The following is a 16,242-nucleotide window of genomic DNA, read 5'->3' as shown; positions in this document are numbered from 1 at the left end:
CTAGCGTTGCCCAGATGGCCACTCCCGCCCCGCCGACCCCCCGTCTGCGCGCCGACGAGATCGCCGCGATCGACGCGGCCGCCATCTGGCACCCCTACGGTTCGGCGCGACCGGGGACACCACCGGTCGTCGTCGAGTCGGCGGCGGGGACCCGACTGCACCTCGCCGACGGGCGGTCGGTGGTCGACGGCATGAGCTCGTGGTGGGCGGCGGTCCACGGGTACGCCCACCCCGTCCTCGACGCCGCGGTGACCGAGCAGCTGGGGTCGATGGCGCACGTCATGTTCGGTGGCCTCACCCACGAACCCGCGGCCCGGCTCGCGCAGACCCTCGTCGACATCACGCCCGACCCGCTGCGTCGGGTGTTCTTCTGCGACTCCGGGTCGGTGGCCGTCGAGGTGGCCGCGAAGATGGCGCTGCAGTACTGGCGCGGACAGGGCATCCACGGACGCACCCGGATGCTGACATGGCGCGGCGGCTACCACGGCGACACCGTCACCCCGATGAGCGTCTGCGATCCCGACGGCGGCATGCACGCCCAGTGGAGCGGGGTGCTGCCCGAGCAGGTGTTCGTCCCGGCGCCGCCGGTCGAACACGACCCCGCCTACGTCGCCGTGCTCGAGGAGACGGTCGCCGCCCACCGCGACGAGCTGGCCGCCGTGATCGTCGAACCGGTCGTCCAGGGCGCCGGCGGGATGCGCTTCCACGACTCCGCGTATCTGCGGGATCTGCGGCGCATCTGCGACGACCACGGCCTGCTGCTGATCTTCGACGAGATCGCCACCGGCTTCGGCCGGACGGGTGAGATGTTCGCCGCCGACCACGCCGGTGTCGCCCCCGACATCCTGTGTCTCGGCAAGGCGCTCACCGGCGGCTACCTGACGATGGCCGCGACCCTGTGCACCGACCACGTCGCGCAGGTCATCAGCGACGGCGAGATGGGCGTGCTCGCGCACGGCCCGACCTTCATGGCCAACCCGCTGGCGTGTGCGGTGTCCTCGGCGTCGCTGTCGCTGCTGGCGTCGGGCGACTGGCGTGGCCAGGTCGCCGGCATCGGCGAGCACCTGCGCGACGGGCTCGCCGACCTGCGGGATCTGCCCCAGGTCGCCGACGTGCGGGTGCTCGGCGCGATCGGGGTGGTGCAGCTGACCCGACCGGTCGACATGGACGTCGCCACCACCGCGGCGCTCGACTCGGGCGCATGGCTGCGCCCGTTCCGCGACCTCGTCTACACGATGCCGCCGTACGTCTGCAGCCCCGACGACCTCGACACGATCGTCGCGGGGATCCGCGCGGTCGTCACCGCGCACGGCGACGGGGGTCCGCCGTCCGTGTGAGACGCTGACCGCGATGACCGACACGCCCGACGCCCGTCCCGACGCCGCCCGTCGCCCCGTGGCGCTGGCGTGGATGCGGGAGGCCGCGCGGGTCCGCGAGGCCGAGGGACTGCACCGCGAGCTCCGCCCCCGTGCCGCCGTCCGCGACCGACTCGACCTCGCCTCCAACGACTACCTGGGGCTGGCGCGCGACCCGCGCGTCACGGCGGCGGCCGCTCGCGCCGCACAGGAGTGGGGTGGCGGCGCGACGGCCTCCCGGCTGGTCGTCGGGACCACGCAGGCCCACGACGCGTTCGAGCGGGACCTCGCCGCATTCCTCGGCCTGCCGGCGTCGTTGGTGTTCAGCTCCGGCTACATGGCGAACATGGGTGCGGTGTCGGCGCTCATGGGCCGCGGCGACCTGATCGTCAGCGACGGTGGCGCGCACGCCTCGCTCATCGACGGGTGCCGGCTGTCCCGGGCCCGCGTGGTCGTCGTCGACCGGGGCGACCACGACGCGGTCCGCGCCGTCCTCGCCGCCCGCGACGAGGAGCGGGCGCTCGTCGTCACGGACTCGGTGTACAGCATCGACGGCGCCGTCGCGCCGATCCGCGAGCTGTATGCGGCCGCCCGCGACCACGGCGCCGCGCTGCTCGTCGACGAGGCCCACGCGATCGGCGTCCGTGGCCCGGGCGGTCGCGGGGTGGTCGCCGAGGTCGGTCTCACCGGTGCACCCGATCTCGTCGTGACCGGGGTGCTGTCGAAGTCGTTGGCCGCGCAGGGTGGGTTCGTCGCCGGTTCCGACCTGCTGCGCGACCACCTCGTCGACCGCGCACGCACGTTCATCTTCGACACAGGTCTCGCCCCCGCCGCGGTGGGTGCCGCGCACGCCGCCCTGGCGATCCTGCGCGACGAGCCGCATCTGGCCGACCGCGTCCGCGAGGTCGCGCGACGCCTCGCCGCGGCGTGCGGCGGCGACGCGCCCGACTCCGCCGTCGTGTCGCTGATCGTGGGGGAGCCCGGACCCGCGCTCGCGGCGTCCCTGCGCTGCCGGGACGAGGGCGTCGACGTCGGGTGCTTCCGCCCGCCGTCGGTGCCACCGGGCACCGCGCGCCTGCGACTGACCGCCCGAGCCGACCTCACCGACACCGAGATCGCCCGCGCGGCGGACGTGGTCACCGCGGCGCGGACGGCCGCGATGGCGGGGGCCGTGTGACCGGGCTCGTCGTCACCGGGACCTCCACCGACGTCGGCAAGACGGTCGCGACCGCCGCGCTCACAGTCGCCGCGGAGGCCGCCGGGATGACGGTCGGGGTGTGCAAGCCCGCGCAGACCGGTGTCGTCGGCGACGAGCCGGGGGACATCGCCGAGGTGGTCCGCCTGACCGGGGCCCACTCGGTCGCGGAGGGCATCCGCTACCCCGATCCGCTCGCGCCGGAGACCGCCGCCGCGCGCGCGGGCATGCCGCCGCTGACCCTGTCGGACGCGCTCGACGTGGTGGCGCGGGTGTCCGACAACGACCTCGTGCTCGTCGAGGGCGCCGGCGGCGTGCTCGTCCGCCTCGGCCCCGACCTCACCGCGCTCGACGTCGCCGAGGCGCTGTCGGCGCCGCTCGTCGTGGTCGCCGCAGCCGGACTCGGCACGCTCAACCACACCGAGCTGACGGTCGCCGCGGCACGCGCCCGGGGTGTCGCCGTCGCGGGCGTCGTCCTCGGGTCGTGGCCCGACGACCCCGACCTCGCCACCCGCTGCAACCGCGACGACCTGCCGCGCCTGACCGGCGTGCCGATCGTCGGTGTCGTGCCCGCCGGGGCCGGGCGACTCCCGCGGGAGGCGTTCCGCGATCGGGCACCGTCCTGGTTCTCCGCGGAGTGGGTGGCCGCACTGCGCCGCGGATAGGGCACACTGATCCCCGGCCCACGGCCGTCGACCGAGCGATCGGACGGTGGCCGCGGCGCCACGGATGACCACATCTCGACCCGAGGAGTTCGCGTGACCCAGGCCCCAGTCCGACCGGAGGAGACCGACGCGCAGGACGCGCAGGGGTCCGACATCCTGGAACTGGCGCGCGAGAAGGTCCTCGAGCGGGGCGTCCCGCTCGCCCGCGACGAGGTGCTGCGCGTGCTGCAGCTCGGCGACGACCGCCTCACCGAACTGCTGCAGCTCGCCCACGACGTGCGCATGAGGCACTGCGGTCCCGAGGTCGAGGTCGAGGGCATCATCTCGCTGAAGACCGGCGGCTGCCCCGAGGACTGCCACTTCTGCTCGCAGTCGGGCCTGTTCACCTCCCCGGTCCGCAGCGCGTGGATCGACATCCCCTCGCTGGTCGAGGCGGCCAAGCAGACCGCGAAGACCGGGGCGACGGAGTTCTGCATCGTCGCCGCCGTCCGTGGCCCCGACAAGCGCCTGATGAGTCAGGTCGCCGCGGGCATCGAGGCCATCCGCGACGAGGTCGACATCCAGATCGCCTGCTCGCTGGGCATGCTCACGCAGGAGCAGGTCGACGAGCTCGCCGCGATGGGCGTGCACCGCTACAACCACAACCTCGAGACCGCGCGCAGCCACTTCCCGAACGTGGTCACCACCCACACCTACGAGGAGCGGTGGGAGACGCTGCGCATGGTGCGCGACGCCGGCATGGAGGTCTGCTGCGGCGGCATCCTCGGCATGGGCGAGTCGCTCGAGCAGCGCGCCGAGTTCGCGACGGATCTCGCCGCCCTCGAGCCCGACGAGGTCCCGCTGAACTTCCTCAACCCGCGCCCCGGCACCCCGTTCGGGGACCTCGAGGTGCTCTCGGCGTCGGACGCTCTACGCGCGGTCGCCGCGTTCCGCCTCGCGTTGCCGCGGACCATCCTCCGGTTCGCCGGTGGCCGCGAGATCACCCTCGGTGACCTCGGCGCCAAGCAGGGCATCCTCGGCGGCATCAACGCCGTCATCGTCGGCAACTACCTGACGACGCTGGGCCGTCCGGCCGAGGACGATCTCGATCTCCTGGCCGACCTGCAGATGCCGATCAAGGCGCTCAACGACAGCATCTGATCGACCGTGGTCCTCGAGTCCGTGACGTCGGCGTCGGCGGAGACCCCGCTGACCGAACCGCTGGTCTACAGCGTGTACACCGGCACCCCCGTCGCCGAGGGTGGCGACACCGACGTGCCGACCGCGGCCCGACTGGGCCTCGAACCGCCGCGATATTGCGGACGCTGCGGACGCCGCATGGTCGTCCAGGTGGTCCCGACGGGCTGGACGGCGAAGTGCTCGCGGCACGGATCCGTCGACTCGTCCGACCCGACCCGCCGATGACCGCTCCCGACGTGCCCACGGTCGCCGACCGCGTGGTCGTGCGTCGTGACCCGCGGGCGCTGGTGCGTCCCGCCGTCGTCGCCCTCGGCATCCTGCTGGTGCTCGGTGTGGCCGGCGGGGTCGTGTGGGGTCTGGTCGTCCCCGGGGTCACCGGGGTCGTCGTCGCCCCCGGCCGGGCAGGTGCGCTCGGTGCCGACACCGGCCATCGCTTCGACGCGATCGCCCTCTTCGCCTGCATCTCGGCGGTCGTCGGTGTGCTCGCCGGCGTCGTCGTGTGGACGGTGCGCTCCCTGCGCGGGCCCCTCGGTGCCGTACTCGTCACCGTCGGCACCATCGCCGGCGGCGCCCTCGGCGCCTGGCTCGGCGGGCTCGTCGCCCACGTCCGGCACCCCGGCCCGGGCGACACCGCCGTCGGGCGGTACTTCACCAGTGCGCCGGGTCTGCGGTTGTCGGGCGCTCAGCTCGATCTGACCGGTGGTCTCGACGTCTCGGTCGGCGTGGGGATGTCGTGGGCGGTGCTGGTGGTCGCGCCGGCCGTGGGCCTCGTCGTGGTGCTGATCCGGATCCTCGCGGCGCGCTCGCCCGATCTCGACGTCCCCGCCGAGACCGCTGCCGCGCAGCCGGGTTCAGGGCGGCGGCCGGAGGGTCGCGAACTCGTCGGTGACCCGTAACCCGGTGTCGGTGAAGCGGTAGAGCGCGGGCGGACGCCCGCCCGACCGCCCCGTCGGTCCCGTGGTGCCCGTGGCCACCACGACCCCGCGGCGCGACAGGATCCGCAGCAGGTTGGTCGCGTCGACCGGGTACCCCAGTGCGGCGCCGTAGATGTCGGACAGCGTCGACATCGAGAACTCGGTCGGCGCCAGCGCGAACGCGATGTTGGTGTACGACAACTTGGCGGCGAGCCGGCGCCGCGCGCTCTCCACCACCGCCCCGTGGTCGAAACTCGTCGGCGGCAGGTCGTCGACCGGGTGCCACCGCGTGTCCGACGGGGGAGTGCTCACCGACTCGGGACGCACCAACGCGAGATAGGTCGACGCGACGACCCGCGGGCCGGGGACACGGTCGGGTGCGGAGAACACCGACAGCTGCTCGATGTGCGCCACCTCGCGCAGGTCCACCTTCTCGGCGAGTTGGCGACGGGCGGAGGTGCGCAGATCCTCGTCGGCCCCGAGAAGACCGCCCGGGAGCGACCACGTCCCCGCCTGCGGGTCGAGACCGCGTTCCCACAGCAGGACCGACAGGTGAGGGGTGCCCTCGGCGAGACCGCGGACGCCGAAGACGGCGGTGAGCACCTCGTGCAGGATGCTCGGTGGCATGGCTGGAGTGTAGGGCCCGCGGCGTGCGGTGTTACGCTGGCGGCACGTTTTCGACCGACAGTCGAAAACCTCTCGGCGCAGCCCCGTCGAGGACCCCACCGAAAGGAGGGCGGTCGTGTCGATCACCACCGCCGTCACCCCCGACGTCGTCGACGCGAACGACCCCGGCCCCGAGTGGGCCGCCGAGGTCCGCCGTCTCGCGGAGCTGCGGGGAGCCACGCTGCTCGCGCACAACTACCAGCTCCCGGCCATCCAGGACGTCGCCGACCACGTCGGTGACTCGCTCGCCCTGTCGCGGATCGCGGCGTCGGCGCCGGAGGACACCATCGTCTTCTGCGGCGTGCACTTCATGGCCGAGACTGCGAAGATCCTCGCGCCGGAGAAGACCGTGCTCATCCCCGACGCCCGCGCCGGGTGCTCCCTGGCCGACTCGATCACGGCCGACGAGCTGCGGGCCTGGAAGGCCGAGTTCCCCGACGCCGTCGTCGTCTCCTACGTCAACACGACCGCCGAGGTGAAGGCGCTCACCGACATCTGCTGCACGTCGTCGAACGCCGTCGAGGTCGTCGCCTCCATCGACCCCGACCGCACGGTCCTGTTCCTGCCCGACCAGTTCCTCGGTGCCCACGTCAAGCGCGTGACGGGTCGGCAGAACATGCACATCTGGGCCGGCGAGTGCCACGTACACGCCGGGATCAACGGCGACGAGCTGAGCGCGCAGGCCACCGCCCACCCCGACGCCGACCTCTTCGTCCACCCCGAGTGCGGGTGCGCGACCTCTGCGCTCTACCTCGCCGGGGAGGGCGCCGTCCCCGCGGAGAAGGTGAAGATCCTGTCCACCGGCGGCATGCTCGACGCCGCCCGCGAGACCGGCGCCCGCGAGGTCCTCGTGGCCACCGAGATCGGCATGCTGCACCAGTTGCGCCGTGCGGCACCGGGAGTCGACTTCCAGCCGGTCAACGCCAAGGCGTCGTGCCGATACATGAAGATGATCACGCCGGAGGCGCTGCTGCGCAGCCTGCGCGACGGTACCGACGAGGTCCATCTCGACCGCGCCGTCGCCGACGCCGCCCGCGCGAGCGTCGAGGCGATGATCGCGATCGGCACGCCCGGCGGCGGCGGGGAGTGACCGCGAGCGGGGCCGTCGGCCAGACGCAGCGCCGTGGACACGTCCTCACCCCGCCCCCGGACGACGACGTGCGCCGCGTCGTCGCCGAGGGGCTGGCGGAGGACCTGCGGTACGGCCCCGACGTGACCACCGCCGCGACGGTCCCCGCCGGGGCCACGACCACCGCGGTGGTGGCCAGTCGGGCGGCCGGCGTCGTCGCAGGTGTCGACGTGGCGCTCGCCGTCTTCACCGAGGTGATGGGCGACGCGGTCGCTGTCGACGACCGCGTCGACGACGGCACCCGCGTCGGCCCGGGCGACGTCGTCCTGCGGCTCACCGGTCCGACGGCCGGGCTGCTCACCGCCGAGCGCACCGCGCTGAACCTGCTGTGTCACCTGTCGGGGATCGCCACGGCGACCGCGGCATGGGTCGACGCGATCGACGGCACGGGCGCCGCGGTGCGGGACAGCCGCAAGACCCTGCCGGGCCTGCGGGCGCTGCAGAAGTACGCCGTCCGCGCCGGCGGTGGGCTCAACCACCGCATGGGTCTCGGCGACGCCGCGCTGATCAAGGACAACCACATCGCCGCGGCCGGGTCGGTCGAGGCGGCGTGGCGCGCGGTCCGGGCGGCAGCCCCCGACATCGCCGTGGAGATCGAGGTCGACTCGCTGGCGCAGCTCGACGAGGCGCTCGCACTGGACGCGCAGCTGATCCTCCTCGACAACTTCGAGCTGTGGGAGACGCAGATGGCGGTGGCCCGGCGTACCCGGGCGGGATCGTCGACGCTGCTCGAGAGCTCCGGTGGTCTGTCGCTGGCCGACGCCCACGACTACGCCCGGACCGGCGTCGACTTCCTCGCCGTCGGCGGACTCACCCACTCGGTGACGGCGCTGGACCTCGGCCTGGACCTCTGAGGGGCGCTTTGTCCGACCCCACCTGGCCTGTACGGACGTTCATGCGCATACGGGCATAGTTTCGCGCCACGGTGAGTTGAACCCGCTCGTACTACGCGTGAGCTTCACGCGTGCCACGACGTACGAGAGGAAACCGATTTCGTGACGACCACCGTCAACGCCGTCGCCGCTGTCTCCGCGACCGATCCGCTGGAGATCACCACCATCGAGCGCCGCGATCTGGGTCCCAAGGACATCCGGATCGACATCAAGTACGCCGGCATCTGCCACTCCGACATCCACACCGCGCGCAACGAGTGGAAGGGCACGAAGTATCCCGTCGTGCCGGGCCATGAGATCGCGGGTGTCGTCGCCGAGGTCGGTTCCGAGGTCACCCTGCACAAGGTCGGCGACCGCGTCGGCGTCGGCTGCTTCGTCGACTCGTGTGGCGAGTGCGCCCCCTGCAAGAACGGCGACGAGCAGTACTGCGAGAAGGGCGTCGTCCAGACCTACAACTCGACGACCTACGAGGGCGAGTTCACCCACGGCGGGTACTCGCAGCAGGTCGTCGTGACGGAGAAGTTCGTCCTGAAGATCCCGGACGGCATCGAGCTCGACGTCGCCGCGCCGCTGCTGTGCGCGGGCATCACCCTGTACGCGCCGCTCAAGCACTGGGGAGCGGGCCCGGGCAAGCAGGTCGCCATCATCGGCATGGGTGGCCTCGGTCACGTCGGCGTCAAGATCGCCCACGCGCTCGGCGCCGAGGTCACGGTGCTCAGCCAGACGCTGAGCAAGGAGGAGGACGGCAAGAAGTTCGGTGCCGACCACTACTACGCGACCAAGGACAACGACTCGGTCTTCGACGACCTCGCGAACCGCTTCGACCTCATCATCAACACGGTCTCGGTGAACCTGCCGCTGGACAAGTACATCGGCATGCTGGCCGTCGACGGCACGATCGTGGAGCTCGGTGTCCCTGAGAACGCGCTCGAGGTGGCGGCGTTCTCGCTGCTCACCAACCGTCGGTCGCTGGCGGGTTCGATGGTCGGTGGCATCGCGCTCACCCAGGAGATGCTCGACTTCTGCGCCGAGCACGACATCGCCGCCGAGATCGAGACGATCAACGCCGACCAGGTGAACGAGGCCTACGACCGCGCCGTCGCCTCCGACGTGCGGTACCGCTTCGTCATCGACACGGCCTCGCTGGCCTGACCCGGCGCGTCCGCGCATCCGGCGGCCGTCGACCCCTCGGGGGGTCGGCGGCCGCCGTCGTGTGTCCGTCGGGCCGGCTCCCGACGGTCGCGATTCGAAAACATCTCGCACCACCGAATACGCTCAGGGGACCGGTCCCCGAACCCCACCGACGAGGAGATCCACCCCATGCTCGCCCGAACCGACCTGCGTGGCGCGACCCTGTCGACGGCACAGTTGCGGCGTGCACTGCCGCGGGGCGGGACCGACGTCGACGCTGTGCTGTCGACCGTCGCCCCGGTGGTGTCGGCGGTGCGCGAGCACGGTGCGGCTGCTGCGCTCGACGCGGGAGAGCGGTTCGACGGGATCCGGCCGGAGTCCGTCCGAGTCCCTGCGGCGGTGCTCGAGCGGGCACTCGCCGGCGTCGACCCCGACGTGCGCGCAGCTCTCACCGAGTCGATCCGTCGCGCGCGGATCGTCCACGCCGACCAGCGTCGCGGCGCCACCCGTACCGAGGTCGCCCCCGGCGGGTCGGTCACCGAGAAGTGGGTCCCTGTCGGCCGCGTGGGGCTCTACGTGCCGGGCGGCAACGCGGTCTACCCGTCGAGCGTCGTGATGAACGTCGTCCCGGCCCAGGAGGCCGGGGTCGGATCGCTCGTGGTGGCCTCGCCCCCGCAGAGCGCGTTCGGCGGATGGCCGCACCCGACGATCCTCGCCGCGTGCGCGCTGCTCGGCGTCGACGAGGTGTGGGCCGTCGGCGGTGCGCAGGCCGTCGCCCTGCTCACGTACGGCGGCACCGACACCGACGACTCCGAGCTGGAGCCGGTCGACCTCATCACCGGGCCCGGCAACATCTACGTGACCGCGGCCAAGCGGCTCTGTCGTGGGCTCGTCGGCATCGACTCGGAGGCCGGGCCGACCGAGATCGCGATCCTCGCCGACGGCGAGGCCGACCCCGTCGCCGTCGCGGCCGACCTCATCAGCCAGGCCGAGCACGACGTGCTCGCCGCGTCGGTGCTCGTCACCGACAGCACCGCCCTCGCCGACGCCGTCGACGCCGAGGTGGACCGTCAGGTCGAGCAGACCAAGCACCACGAGCGTGTCCGGACCGCACTGTCGGGGACGCAGTCGGGCATCGTGCTCGTCGACGACATCGACGCAGGCCTCGCGGTCGTCGACGCCTACGCCGCCGAGCACCTCGAGATCCAGACCGCCGACGCTCCCGCCGTCGCCGACCGTGTGCGCAACGCCGGCGCGATCTTCGTCGGCCGGTACGCGCCGGTGAGCCTCGGCGACTACTGCGCCGGCTCGAACCACGTCCTGCCGACGTCCGGCTCGGCCCGCCACACTTCGGGGTTGTCGGTGCAGACGTTCCTGCGAGGCATACACGTCGTCGAATACGACCGTGATGCGCTCGCCGAGGTCGCCCCGCACGTCGTGAACCTCGCTGCGGCCGAGGACCTCCCGGCGCACGGCGACGCCGTCCGCGTGCGGTTCGCCGATGCCGGGGGACCGTCGTGAGCACGCCCGGATCACGGTTCGGCGTCGCCGACCTGCCGCTGCGCGACGTGCTCCGCGGTCGATCTGCGTACGGCGCACCACAACTCGACGTGCCTGTCGCCGTGAACACCAACGAGAACCCCCACCCGCCCTCGCAGGCGCTCGTCGACGACGTCGCGGAGTCCGTGCGTGCGGCGGCGCAGAGACTGCACCGCTACCCCGACCGCGACGCGGTCGCGCTGCGCACCGATCTCGCCGCGTACGTGACCACCGCGACGGGCGTGCCCGTCACCGTCGACAACCTGTGGGCGGCCAACGGCTCCAACGAGATCCTGCAGCAGCTGCTGCAGGCCTTCGGCGGTCCGGGCCGCAGTGCACTGGGCTTCGAGCCGTCCTACTCGATGCACCCGATCATCGCGACCGGGACCGACACCGCCTGGATCGCCGCACCCCGGCGCGCCGATTTCTCGCTCGACGTCGACGCCGCGGTCGCCGAGATCACGCGCCGTACACCGGACGTCGTCTTCGTGACGTCGCCGAACAACCCGACCGGTCAGTCGCTGCACCCGGAGGAGATCCGCGCGATCGCGGCGGCCGCCCCCGGGATCGTCGTGGTCGACGAGGCCTACGCCGAGTTCTCCGACCGACCCAGCGCGGTGGCCCTGCTCGACGAGCTCGGCGACCGCGTCGTCGTGAGCCGCACCATGAGCAAGGCGTTCGCGTTCGCGGGCGGGCGGCTCGGCTACCTCGTCGCGGCGCCCGCGATGATCGAGGCCCTGCTGCTGGTCCGTCTCCCGTACCACCTGTCGGTGCTGACCCAGGCCGCGGCCCGCGCCGCGCTGCGGCACGCCGACGAGACGCTCGCCGGTGTCGCCCACATCGTGGAGGAGCGTCGACGGGTCGTGGCGGCCCTGCGCGACCGCGGTCTCGTCACCGTCGAGTCCGACGCCAACTTCGTGCTGTTCGGTCACTTCGACGACGCCCACACCGCGTGGCAGGGCTTCCTCGACCGCGGTGTGCTGATCCGCGACGTCGGGATCGCCGGCCACCTGCGGGTGACGATCGGCCTGCCCGACGAGAACGACGCCTTCCTCGCCGCCGCAGCCGATCTCGCCCCCACCGGCACCGCCGCGGCCACCACGTCCTCAGGAGCACCCCAGTGAGCGAGCACCGCACCGCCCGCATCGACCGCACGACCCGCGAGTCCTCGGTCACCGTCGAGCTCGACCTCGACGGCACCGGCGCGACCGACATCAGCACGGGCGTCCCGTTCTACGACCACATGCTCACCGCCTTCGGCGCGCACGGCAGCTTCGACCTCACCGTGCGGGCGCAGGGCGACGTGGAGATCGAGTCGCACCACACCGTCGAGGACACCGCCATCGTCCTCGGCCAGGCGTTCGCCGAGGCGCTCGGCGACAAGGTCGGCATCCGTCGCTTCGGCGACGCGTGGATCCCGATGGACGAGACCCTCGCCCACGCCGCGGTCGACGTGTCCGGCCGGCCGTATTTCGTGCACACCGGCGAGCCCGATCATCTGCTCACCGCGGTGATCGGCGGCAACCCCGGCGTCGCCTACAACACGGTCATCAACCGGCACGTGTTCGAGTCGTTCGCGATCAACGCGCGCATCGCACTGCACGTGCGCGTCGAGTACGGCCGCGACCAACACCACGTCACCGAGGCGCAGTACAAGGCGGTGGCCCGTGCGCTGCGCGAGGCCTGCGAGACCGATCCGCGTCGGACCGGCGCGGTCCCGTCGACGAAGGGCGCCCTGTGACGGCATCCGTCACCATCCTCGACTACGGGTCGGGCAACCTGCGGTCCGCGCAACGGGCGCTCGAACGCACCGGCGCGGAGGTCACCGTCACCGCCGACCGCGACGCCGCGCTCGAGGCCGACGGACTCGTGGTGCCCGGCGTCGGCGCGTTCGCCGCGTGCATGGCCGGTCTCACCGCGGTGGGCGGCGAGCGCATCATCGGCCGACGGCTGGCCGGGGGGCGTCCCGTCCTGGGCATCTGCGTGGGCATGCAGATCCTGTTCGAGCACGGCGTCGAGTTCGGCGTGGACGCGGAGGGCTGCGGCGAGTGGCCGGGCACCGTCCGACAGCTGCCCGCGCCCGTCCTGCCGCACATGGGGTGGAACACCGTCCAGGCGGGGGAGGGGTCGGTGCTGTTCGACGGCCTCGACGCCGACACCCGCTTCTACTTCGTGCACTCCTACGCGGTGCAGGAGTGGGAGATGCACTCCGACGGCAGCCGTCTGAAGCCGGCGACGCTGACGTGGGCCGAGCACGGGGGTCCGTTCCTCGCCGCGGTGGAGAACGGTCCGTTGTCGGCGACGCAGTTCCACCCGGAGAAGTCCGGCGACGCCGGGGCGGCGCTGCTGTCGAACTGGGTGCGCAGTCTGTGAGCGGTGACGCAGGGTTCTCGGTCGCGCGGCTCGCGGTGATCGTCATGGGCGCCGGCGTGGTCGGTCTCGCGATAGTGGCTGCGGTGACCGTCGCCGTGGCGCAGGCATCTGCCGGTGCCGCGCTCGTCGTGGCGCTGGTCGGGATCCTCGCGGTGATCGGGGTGATGGGATTCGTGGCGCGACGCAGCGTGGACCGGGCGATCCGCGAACAGGAGGACGGCGAGAGCCGACGGGAAGGGCATATCGGATGAGCACCACGCTGGAACTGCTGCCGGCGGTCGACGTCGCCGACGGGCAGGCGGTCCGCCTCGTGCAGGGCGCGGCCGGGTCGGAGACGACCTACGGGTCGCCGCGCGACGCCGCGATGGCCTGGCAGGCCGACGGCGCCGAATGGATCCACCTCGTCGACCTCGACGCCGCGTTCGGACGCGGCGACAACCGTGAGCTGCTCGCGGCGGTTGTCGGCGAGCTCGACGTGAAGGTCGAGCTGTCCGGCGGCATCCGCGACGACGACTCGCTCCGTGCCGCCCTGGCCACCGGCTGCACCCGGGTCAACCTCGGGACCGCCGCGCTGGAGAACCCGGAGTGGTGTGCACGGATCGTGTCCGAGTACGGCGACCGCATCGCCATCGGACTCGACGCCGTCCACGAGGACCGCGGGTGGCGGCTGCGCGGGCGGGGCTGGGTGTCCGACGGCGGCGACCTCTGGGAGGTCCTCGAGCGACTCGAGCGCGACGGCTGCGCGCGGTACGTGGTGACCGACGTGAGCAAGGACGGCACGCTGACCGGCCCCAACCTCGATCTCCTGCGCGAGGTCGCCGAGGCGGCGTCGGCGCCGGTGGTCGCGTCGGGTGGTGTCTCCACCGTCGACGACCTCACCGCCATCGCGGGACTCGTCGACGTCGGTGTCGAGGGCGCGATCGTCGGCAAGGCGCTCTACGCCGGGCGTTTCACGCTGCGCGAGGCGCTGACGGCGGTGGCCGCGGTCTGATGGCACTGCCCCCGGGACTCCCGTCCGATCTCGACCCCCCGCGACTGCTCTCGATCGCCGCGGACCTCCTCGACGCCGCCGAGCCGCGCTTCGTCGAGGGCGTCGGCGCACCGAGCGCGGTCGACAAGGGCGGCAACGACTTCGCCACCGAGCTCGACCTCGAGCTCGAACGCACCCTGTCCGCGCAGCTGTCGGACGCCACGGGGATCGGTGTGCACGGGGAGGAGTTCGGCGGGCCCGATCCCACCGAGGGCACGGTGTGGGTGGTCGACCCCGTCGACGGAACCTTCAACTACTCGGCGGGGCTGCCGTTGGCGGGCATGCTGCTCGCGCTCCTGCACGACGGGCACCCGGTGCTGGGTCTCACCTGGCTCCCCCTGCTCGACCGGCGGTACGCCGCATCCGTCGACGGTCCCGTCACCTGTAACGGCGAGCCCCTGCCGCCGTTGCGCCACACCGCGCTGAACGACACCGTGATCGCCGTCGGTGCGTTCAACCTCGACAGCCGTGGACGGTTCCCCGGGCGGTGGCGCGTCGACGTGCTCGGCGAGGCCTCGCGTCGGGTGTCGCGGCTGCGACTGCTCGGCAGCACCGGCATCGACATGGCGTTCACCGCGGCCGGGAACCTCGGCGGCGCCGTGTGTTTCGGTCACCATCCCTGGGACAACGCGCCGGGCGCGGCGCTGGTCACCGGCGCGGGCGGCACCGTCACCGACCTCACCGGCGCACCCTGGACCGCGTCGTCGTCGTCGATGCTCGCCGCGTCCCCGGGGGTGCACGAGGAGTTGCTCGAGATCATCGCCGGTGTCGGGGATCCGGAGGACTTCCGATGACCACCGATCCGGAGGATCGACGATGACCGTCGCGGTCCGTGTCATCCCGTGCCTGGACGTCGACGCCGGCCGGGTGGTCAAGGGCGTCAACTTCGTCGACCTGCGCGACGCGGGCGATCCGGTCGAGCTCGCCGCCGCCTACGACGCCGCGGGCGCCGACGAGCTGACCTTCCTCGACGTCACCGCGTCGAGCTCGGGCCGGTCGACGATGCTCGACGTCGTCGCCCGCACCGCCGATCAGGTGTTCATCCCGCTGACGGTCGGCGGTGGTGTGCGGACCGTCGCCGACGTCGACCAGCTGCTGCGCGCCGGTGCCGACAAGGTCGGCGTGAACACCGCGGCGATCGCGCGCCCCGAGGTGCTCGCGGAGATGAGCCGGCACTTCGGGTCGCAGTGCATCGTGCTGTCGGTCGACGCGCGGACCGTGCCGGAGGGGTCGCCGCGCACCCCGTCGGGCTGGGAGGTCACCACCCACGGCGGTCGGCGGGGGACGGGGATCGACGCGGTCGAGTGGGCCCGACGCGGCCAGGACCTCGGCGTGGGCGAGATCCTGCTGAACTCGATGGACGCCGACGGCACCAAGAACGGCTTCGACCTGGCGATGATCGCGGCGGTCCGCGCCGCGGTGGGCGTCCCCGTCATCGCCAGCGGCGGCGCCGGGAAGGTCGACCACTTCGCGCCGGCCGTCCGCGAGGGCGCCGACGCGGTCCTCGCCGCGTCGGTGTTCCATTTCGGCGAGCTGCGGATCGGCGAGGTCAAGGACGCGATGCGCCGCGACGGGATCACCGTCCGCTGAGCGGGCGCGGTCCGTGAGGAGGAACTGATGGCACTGCCTGCCGACATCGCCGGGCGACTCAGCCTGTCCGCGGACGGGCTGATCGCGGCGATCGCCCAGGAGCGGGGCACCGGCGAGGTGCTCATGCTCGCGTGGATGGATGCCGAGGCCCTCGACCGCACGTTGCGCACAGGACGCGCGACGTACTGGTCGCGGTCGCGTCGCGAGTACTGGGTGAAGGGCGAGACGAGTGGCCATGTCCAGCGCGTCGTCGACGTCCGCCTCGACTGCGACGGGGACGCCGTACTGCTCACCGTCGAGCAGACCGGGCCCGCCTGCCACACCGGCACCCACAGTTGTTTCGACGTCAGCCGGACCCTGCCGCTGACGACCCCGGCCGGATGAGGAGCTGCCGATGCCGTTGATCCAGATCAGTCAGACACCGGGCCTGAGCGACCGGGTGAAGCGCGAGACCATCGCCGCGGTCACCGAGGCGTACGCCAAGGCCACGGGCAAGAACCCCGACTCGGTGTGGGTCACCATCACCGAGGTGCCGCGGTCCCACTGGGGCGTCGGCGGCGAACCGCTGGGACACTAGGCAACC

General features: G+C 72.6%; 20 protein-coding genes. 19 read left to right on the top strand and 1 reads right to left on the bottom strand.

Annotated features, from left to right (window positions below; genetic code table 11):
- Window positions 1–14 precede the first annotated feature (14 nt).
- The 6 genes from LX12_RS18445 (at window position 15) to LX12_RS18420 (ending at window position 5,290) form a co-directional block, all read left to right on the top strand.
- Window positions 15–1,337: an adenosylmethionine--8-amino-7-oxononanoate transaminase gene (locus tag LX12_RS18445; protein ID WP_253656058.1), complete on the top strand. Its 1,323-nt coding sequence runs from the start codon at window positions 15–17 to the stop codon at window positions 1,335–1,337.
- Window positions 1,338–1,350: 13 nt separating this feature from the next.
- The gene (locus tag LX12_RS18440; protein ID WP_253656057.1) at window positions 1,351–2,532 is read left to right on the top strand and encodes an 8-amino-7-oxononanoate synthase; all 1,182 of its coding nucleotides are present in this window, start codon (window positions 1,351–1,353) and stop codon (window positions 2,530–2,532) included.
- The gene (bioD, locus tag LX12_RS18435; RefSeq protein WP_253656056.1) at window positions 2,529–3,215 is read left to right on the top strand and encodes a dethiobiotin synthase; all 687 of its coding nucleotides are present in this window, start codon (window positions 2,529–2,531) and stop codon (window positions 3,213–3,215) included. Before LX12_RS18440 ends, bioD begins: the two co-directional genes overlap by 4 nt.
- A gap of 93 nt (window positions 3,216–3,308) precedes the next feature.
- The gene (gene bioB / locus LX12_RS18430) at window positions 3,309–4,355 is read left to right on the top strand and encodes a biotin synthase BioB (RefSeq protein ID WP_253656055.1); all 1,047 of its coding nucleotides are present in this window, start codon (window positions 3,309–3,311) and stop codon (window positions 4,353–4,355) included.
- Window positions 4,356–4,361: 6 nt separating this feature from the next.
- On the top strand, window positions 4,362–4,619 hold the full coding sequence (gene bsaP / locus LX12_RS18425; RefSeq protein WP_372505087.1) for a biotin synthase auxiliary protein BsaP: 258 nt from the start codon (window positions 4,362–4,364) through the stop codon (window positions 4,617–4,619).
- A complete protein-coding gene (locus LX12_RS18420; protein WP_253656054.1) occupies window positions 4,616–5,290 on the top strand; it encodes a DUF2567 domain-containing protein in 675 nt (224 codons plus the stop codon). Before bsaP ends, LX12_RS18420 begins: the two co-directional genes overlap by 4 nt.
- Here the strand turns inward: LX12_RS18420 and LX12_RS18415 are convergent.
- Entirely contained in the window at window positions 5,246–5,935 is a 690-nt protein-coding gene (locus LX12_RS18415) for an NUDIX hydrolase (protein WP_253656053.1), read from the bottom strand. The genes LX12_RS18420 and LX12_RS18415 overlap by 45 nt on opposite strands.
- A gap of 115 nt (window positions 5,936–6,050) precedes the next feature.
- Here LX12_RS18415 and nadA point away from each other — a divergent pair, with 115 nt between their 5' ends.
- From nadA to LX12_RS18350, 13 genes are all read left to right on the top strand, one after another.
- Complete coding sequence (nadA, locus tag LX12_RS18410) at window positions 6,051–7,064, top strand: quinolinate synthase NadA (RefSeq protein WP_308214035.1); 1,014 nt, start codon at window positions 6,051–6,053, stop codon at window positions 7,062–7,064.
- Window positions 7,061–7,957, top strand: a complete 897-nt coding sequence (gene nadC / locus LX12_RS18405) for a carboxylating nicotinate-nucleotide diphosphorylase (protein WP_372505086.1) — start codon at window positions 7,061–7,063, stop codon at window positions 7,955–7,957. Before nadA ends, nadC begins: the two co-directional genes overlap by 4 nt.
- Before the next feature lie 141 nt (window positions 7,958–8,098).
- Entirely contained in the window at window positions 8,099–9,148 is a 1,050-nt protein-coding gene (locus tag LX12_RS18400) for an NAD(P)-dependent alcohol dehydrogenase (RefSeq protein ID WP_253656052.1), read from the top strand.
- Window positions 9,149–9,316: 168 nt separating this feature from the next.
- Window positions 9,317–10,648 carry a histidinol dehydrogenase gene (hisD, locus tag LX12_RS18395; protein ID WP_253656051.1) on the top strand — a complete coding sequence of 444 codons (1,332 nt, stop codon included), beginning with the start codon at window positions 9,317–9,319 and terminating at the stop codon, window positions 10,646–10,648.
- Window positions 10,645–11,790 carry a histidinol-phosphate transaminase gene (locus tag LX12_RS18390; RefSeq protein WP_253656050.1) on the top strand — a complete coding sequence of 382 codons (1,146 nt, stop codon included), beginning with the start codon at window positions 10,645–10,647 and terminating at the stop codon, window positions 11,788–11,790. Before hisD ends, LX12_RS18390 begins: the two co-directional genes overlap by 4 nt.
- Entirely contained in the window at window positions 11,787–12,407 is a 621-nt protein-coding gene (gene hisB / locus LX12_RS18385) for an imidazoleglycerol-phosphate dehydratase HisB (RefSeq protein WP_253656049.1), read from the top strand. The genes LX12_RS18390 and hisB overlap by 4 nt, the downstream gene beginning before the upstream one ends.
- On the top strand, window positions 12,404–13,039 hold the full coding sequence (gene hisH, locus LX12_RS18380) for an imidazole glycerol phosphate synthase subunit HisH (protein WP_253656048.1): 636 nt from the start codon (window positions 12,404–12,406) through the stop codon (window positions 13,037–13,039). The genes hisB and hisH overlap by 4 nt, the downstream gene beginning before the upstream one ends.
- Window positions 13,036–13,290 carry a hypothetical protein gene (locus LX12_RS18375; RefSeq protein WP_253656047.1) on the top strand — a complete coding sequence of 85 codons (255 nt, stop codon included), beginning with the start codon at window positions 13,036–13,038 and terminating at the stop codon, window positions 13,288–13,290. Before hisH ends, LX12_RS18375 begins: the two co-directional genes overlap by 4 nt.
- Entirely contained in the window at window positions 13,287–14,030 is a 744-nt protein-coding gene (priA, locus tag LX12_RS18370; RefSeq protein ID WP_253656046.1) for a bifunctional 1-(5-phosphoribosyl)-5-((5-phosphoribosylamino)methylideneamino)imidazole-4-carboxamide isomerase/phosphoribosylanthranilate isomerase PriA, read from the top strand. The genes LX12_RS18375 and priA overlap by 4 nt, the downstream gene beginning before the upstream one ends.
- Window positions 14,030–14,863 carry an inositol monophosphatase family protein gene (locus tag LX12_RS18365; RefSeq protein ID WP_253656045.1) on the top strand — a complete coding sequence of 278 codons (834 nt, stop codon included), beginning with the start codon at window positions 14,030–14,032 and terminating at the stop codon, window positions 14,861–14,863. The genes priA and LX12_RS18365 overlap by 1 nt, the downstream gene beginning before the upstream one ends.
- A gap of 22 nt (window positions 14,864–14,885) precedes the next feature.
- Window positions 14,886–15,659 (top strand): imidazole glycerol phosphate synthase subunit HisF, encoded by a 774-nt coding sequence (gene hisF, locus LX12_RS18360; RefSeq protein WP_253656044.1) that lies wholly within the window; start codon window positions 14,886–14,888, stop codon window positions 15,657–15,659.
- Between the two features lie 27 nt (window positions 15,660–15,686).
- Window positions 15,687–16,043 carry a phosphoribosyl-AMP cyclohydrolase gene (gene hisI, locus LX12_RS18355; RefSeq protein ID WP_253656043.1) on the top strand — a complete coding sequence of 119 codons (357 nt, stop codon included), beginning with the start codon at window positions 15,687–15,689 and terminating at the stop codon, window positions 16,041–16,043.
- A gap of 10 nt (window positions 16,044–16,053) precedes the next feature.
- The gene (locus LX12_RS18350; protein WP_253648827.1) at window positions 16,054–16,236 is read left to right on the top strand and encodes a tautomerase family protein; all 183 of its coding nucleotides are present in this window, start codon (window positions 16,054–16,056) and stop codon (window positions 16,234–16,236) included.
- Window positions 16,237–16,242 lie beyond the last annotated feature (6 nt).

Source organism: Williamsia serinedens (assembly GCF_024171725.1).
Taxonomy (GTDB): Bacteria; Actinomycetota; Actinomycetes; order Mycobacteriales; family Mycobacteriaceae; genus Williamsia_A; species Williamsia_A serinedens.
Note: the sequence above shows the minus strand (reverse complement) of the source record. Positions and strands in the feature narration are given on the sequence as shown.

Bases quoted from the DNA above. Each gene is read 5' to 3' on its own strand.
- LX12_RS18415 (WP_253656053.1), bottom strand. From the start codon at position 5,935: ATGCCACCGAGCATCCTGCACGAGGTGCTCACCGCCGTCTTCGGCGTC.
- hisF (WP_253656044.1), top strand. From the start codon at position 14,886: ATGACCGTCGCGGTCCGTGTCATCCCGTGCCTGGACGTCGACGCCGGC.
- hisI (WP_253656043.1), top strand. From the start codon at position 15,687: ATGGCACTGCCTGCCGACATCGCCGGGCGACTCAGCCTGTCCGCGGAC.
- LX12_RS18350 (WP_253648827.1), top strand. From the start codon at position 16,054: ATGCCGTTGATCCAGATCAGTCAGACACCGGGCCTGAGCGACCGGGTG.
- LX12_RS18365 (WP_253656045.1), top strand. From the start codon at position 14,030: ATGGCACTGCCCCCGGGACTCCCGTCCGATCTCGACCCCCCGCGACTG.
- priA (WP_253656046.1), top strand. From the start codon at position 13,287: ATGAGCACCACGCTGGAACTGCTGCCGGCGGTCGACGTCGCCGACGGG.
- LX12_RS18420 (WP_253656054.1), top strand. From the start codon at position 4,616: ATGACCGCTCCCGACGTGCCCACGGTCGCCGACCGCGTGGTCGTGCGT.
- LX12_RS18440 (WP_253656057.1), top strand. From the start codon at position 1,351: ATGACCGACACGCCCGACGCCCGTCCCGACGCCGCCCGTCGCCCCGTG.
- hisD (WP_253656051.1), top strand. From the start codon at position 9,317: ATGCTCGCCCGAACCGACCTGCGTGGCGCGACCCTGTCGACGGCACAG.
- LX12_RS18445 (WP_253656058.1), top strand. From the start codon at position 15: ATGGCCACTCCCGCCCCGCCGACCCCCCGTCTGCGCGCCGACGAGATC.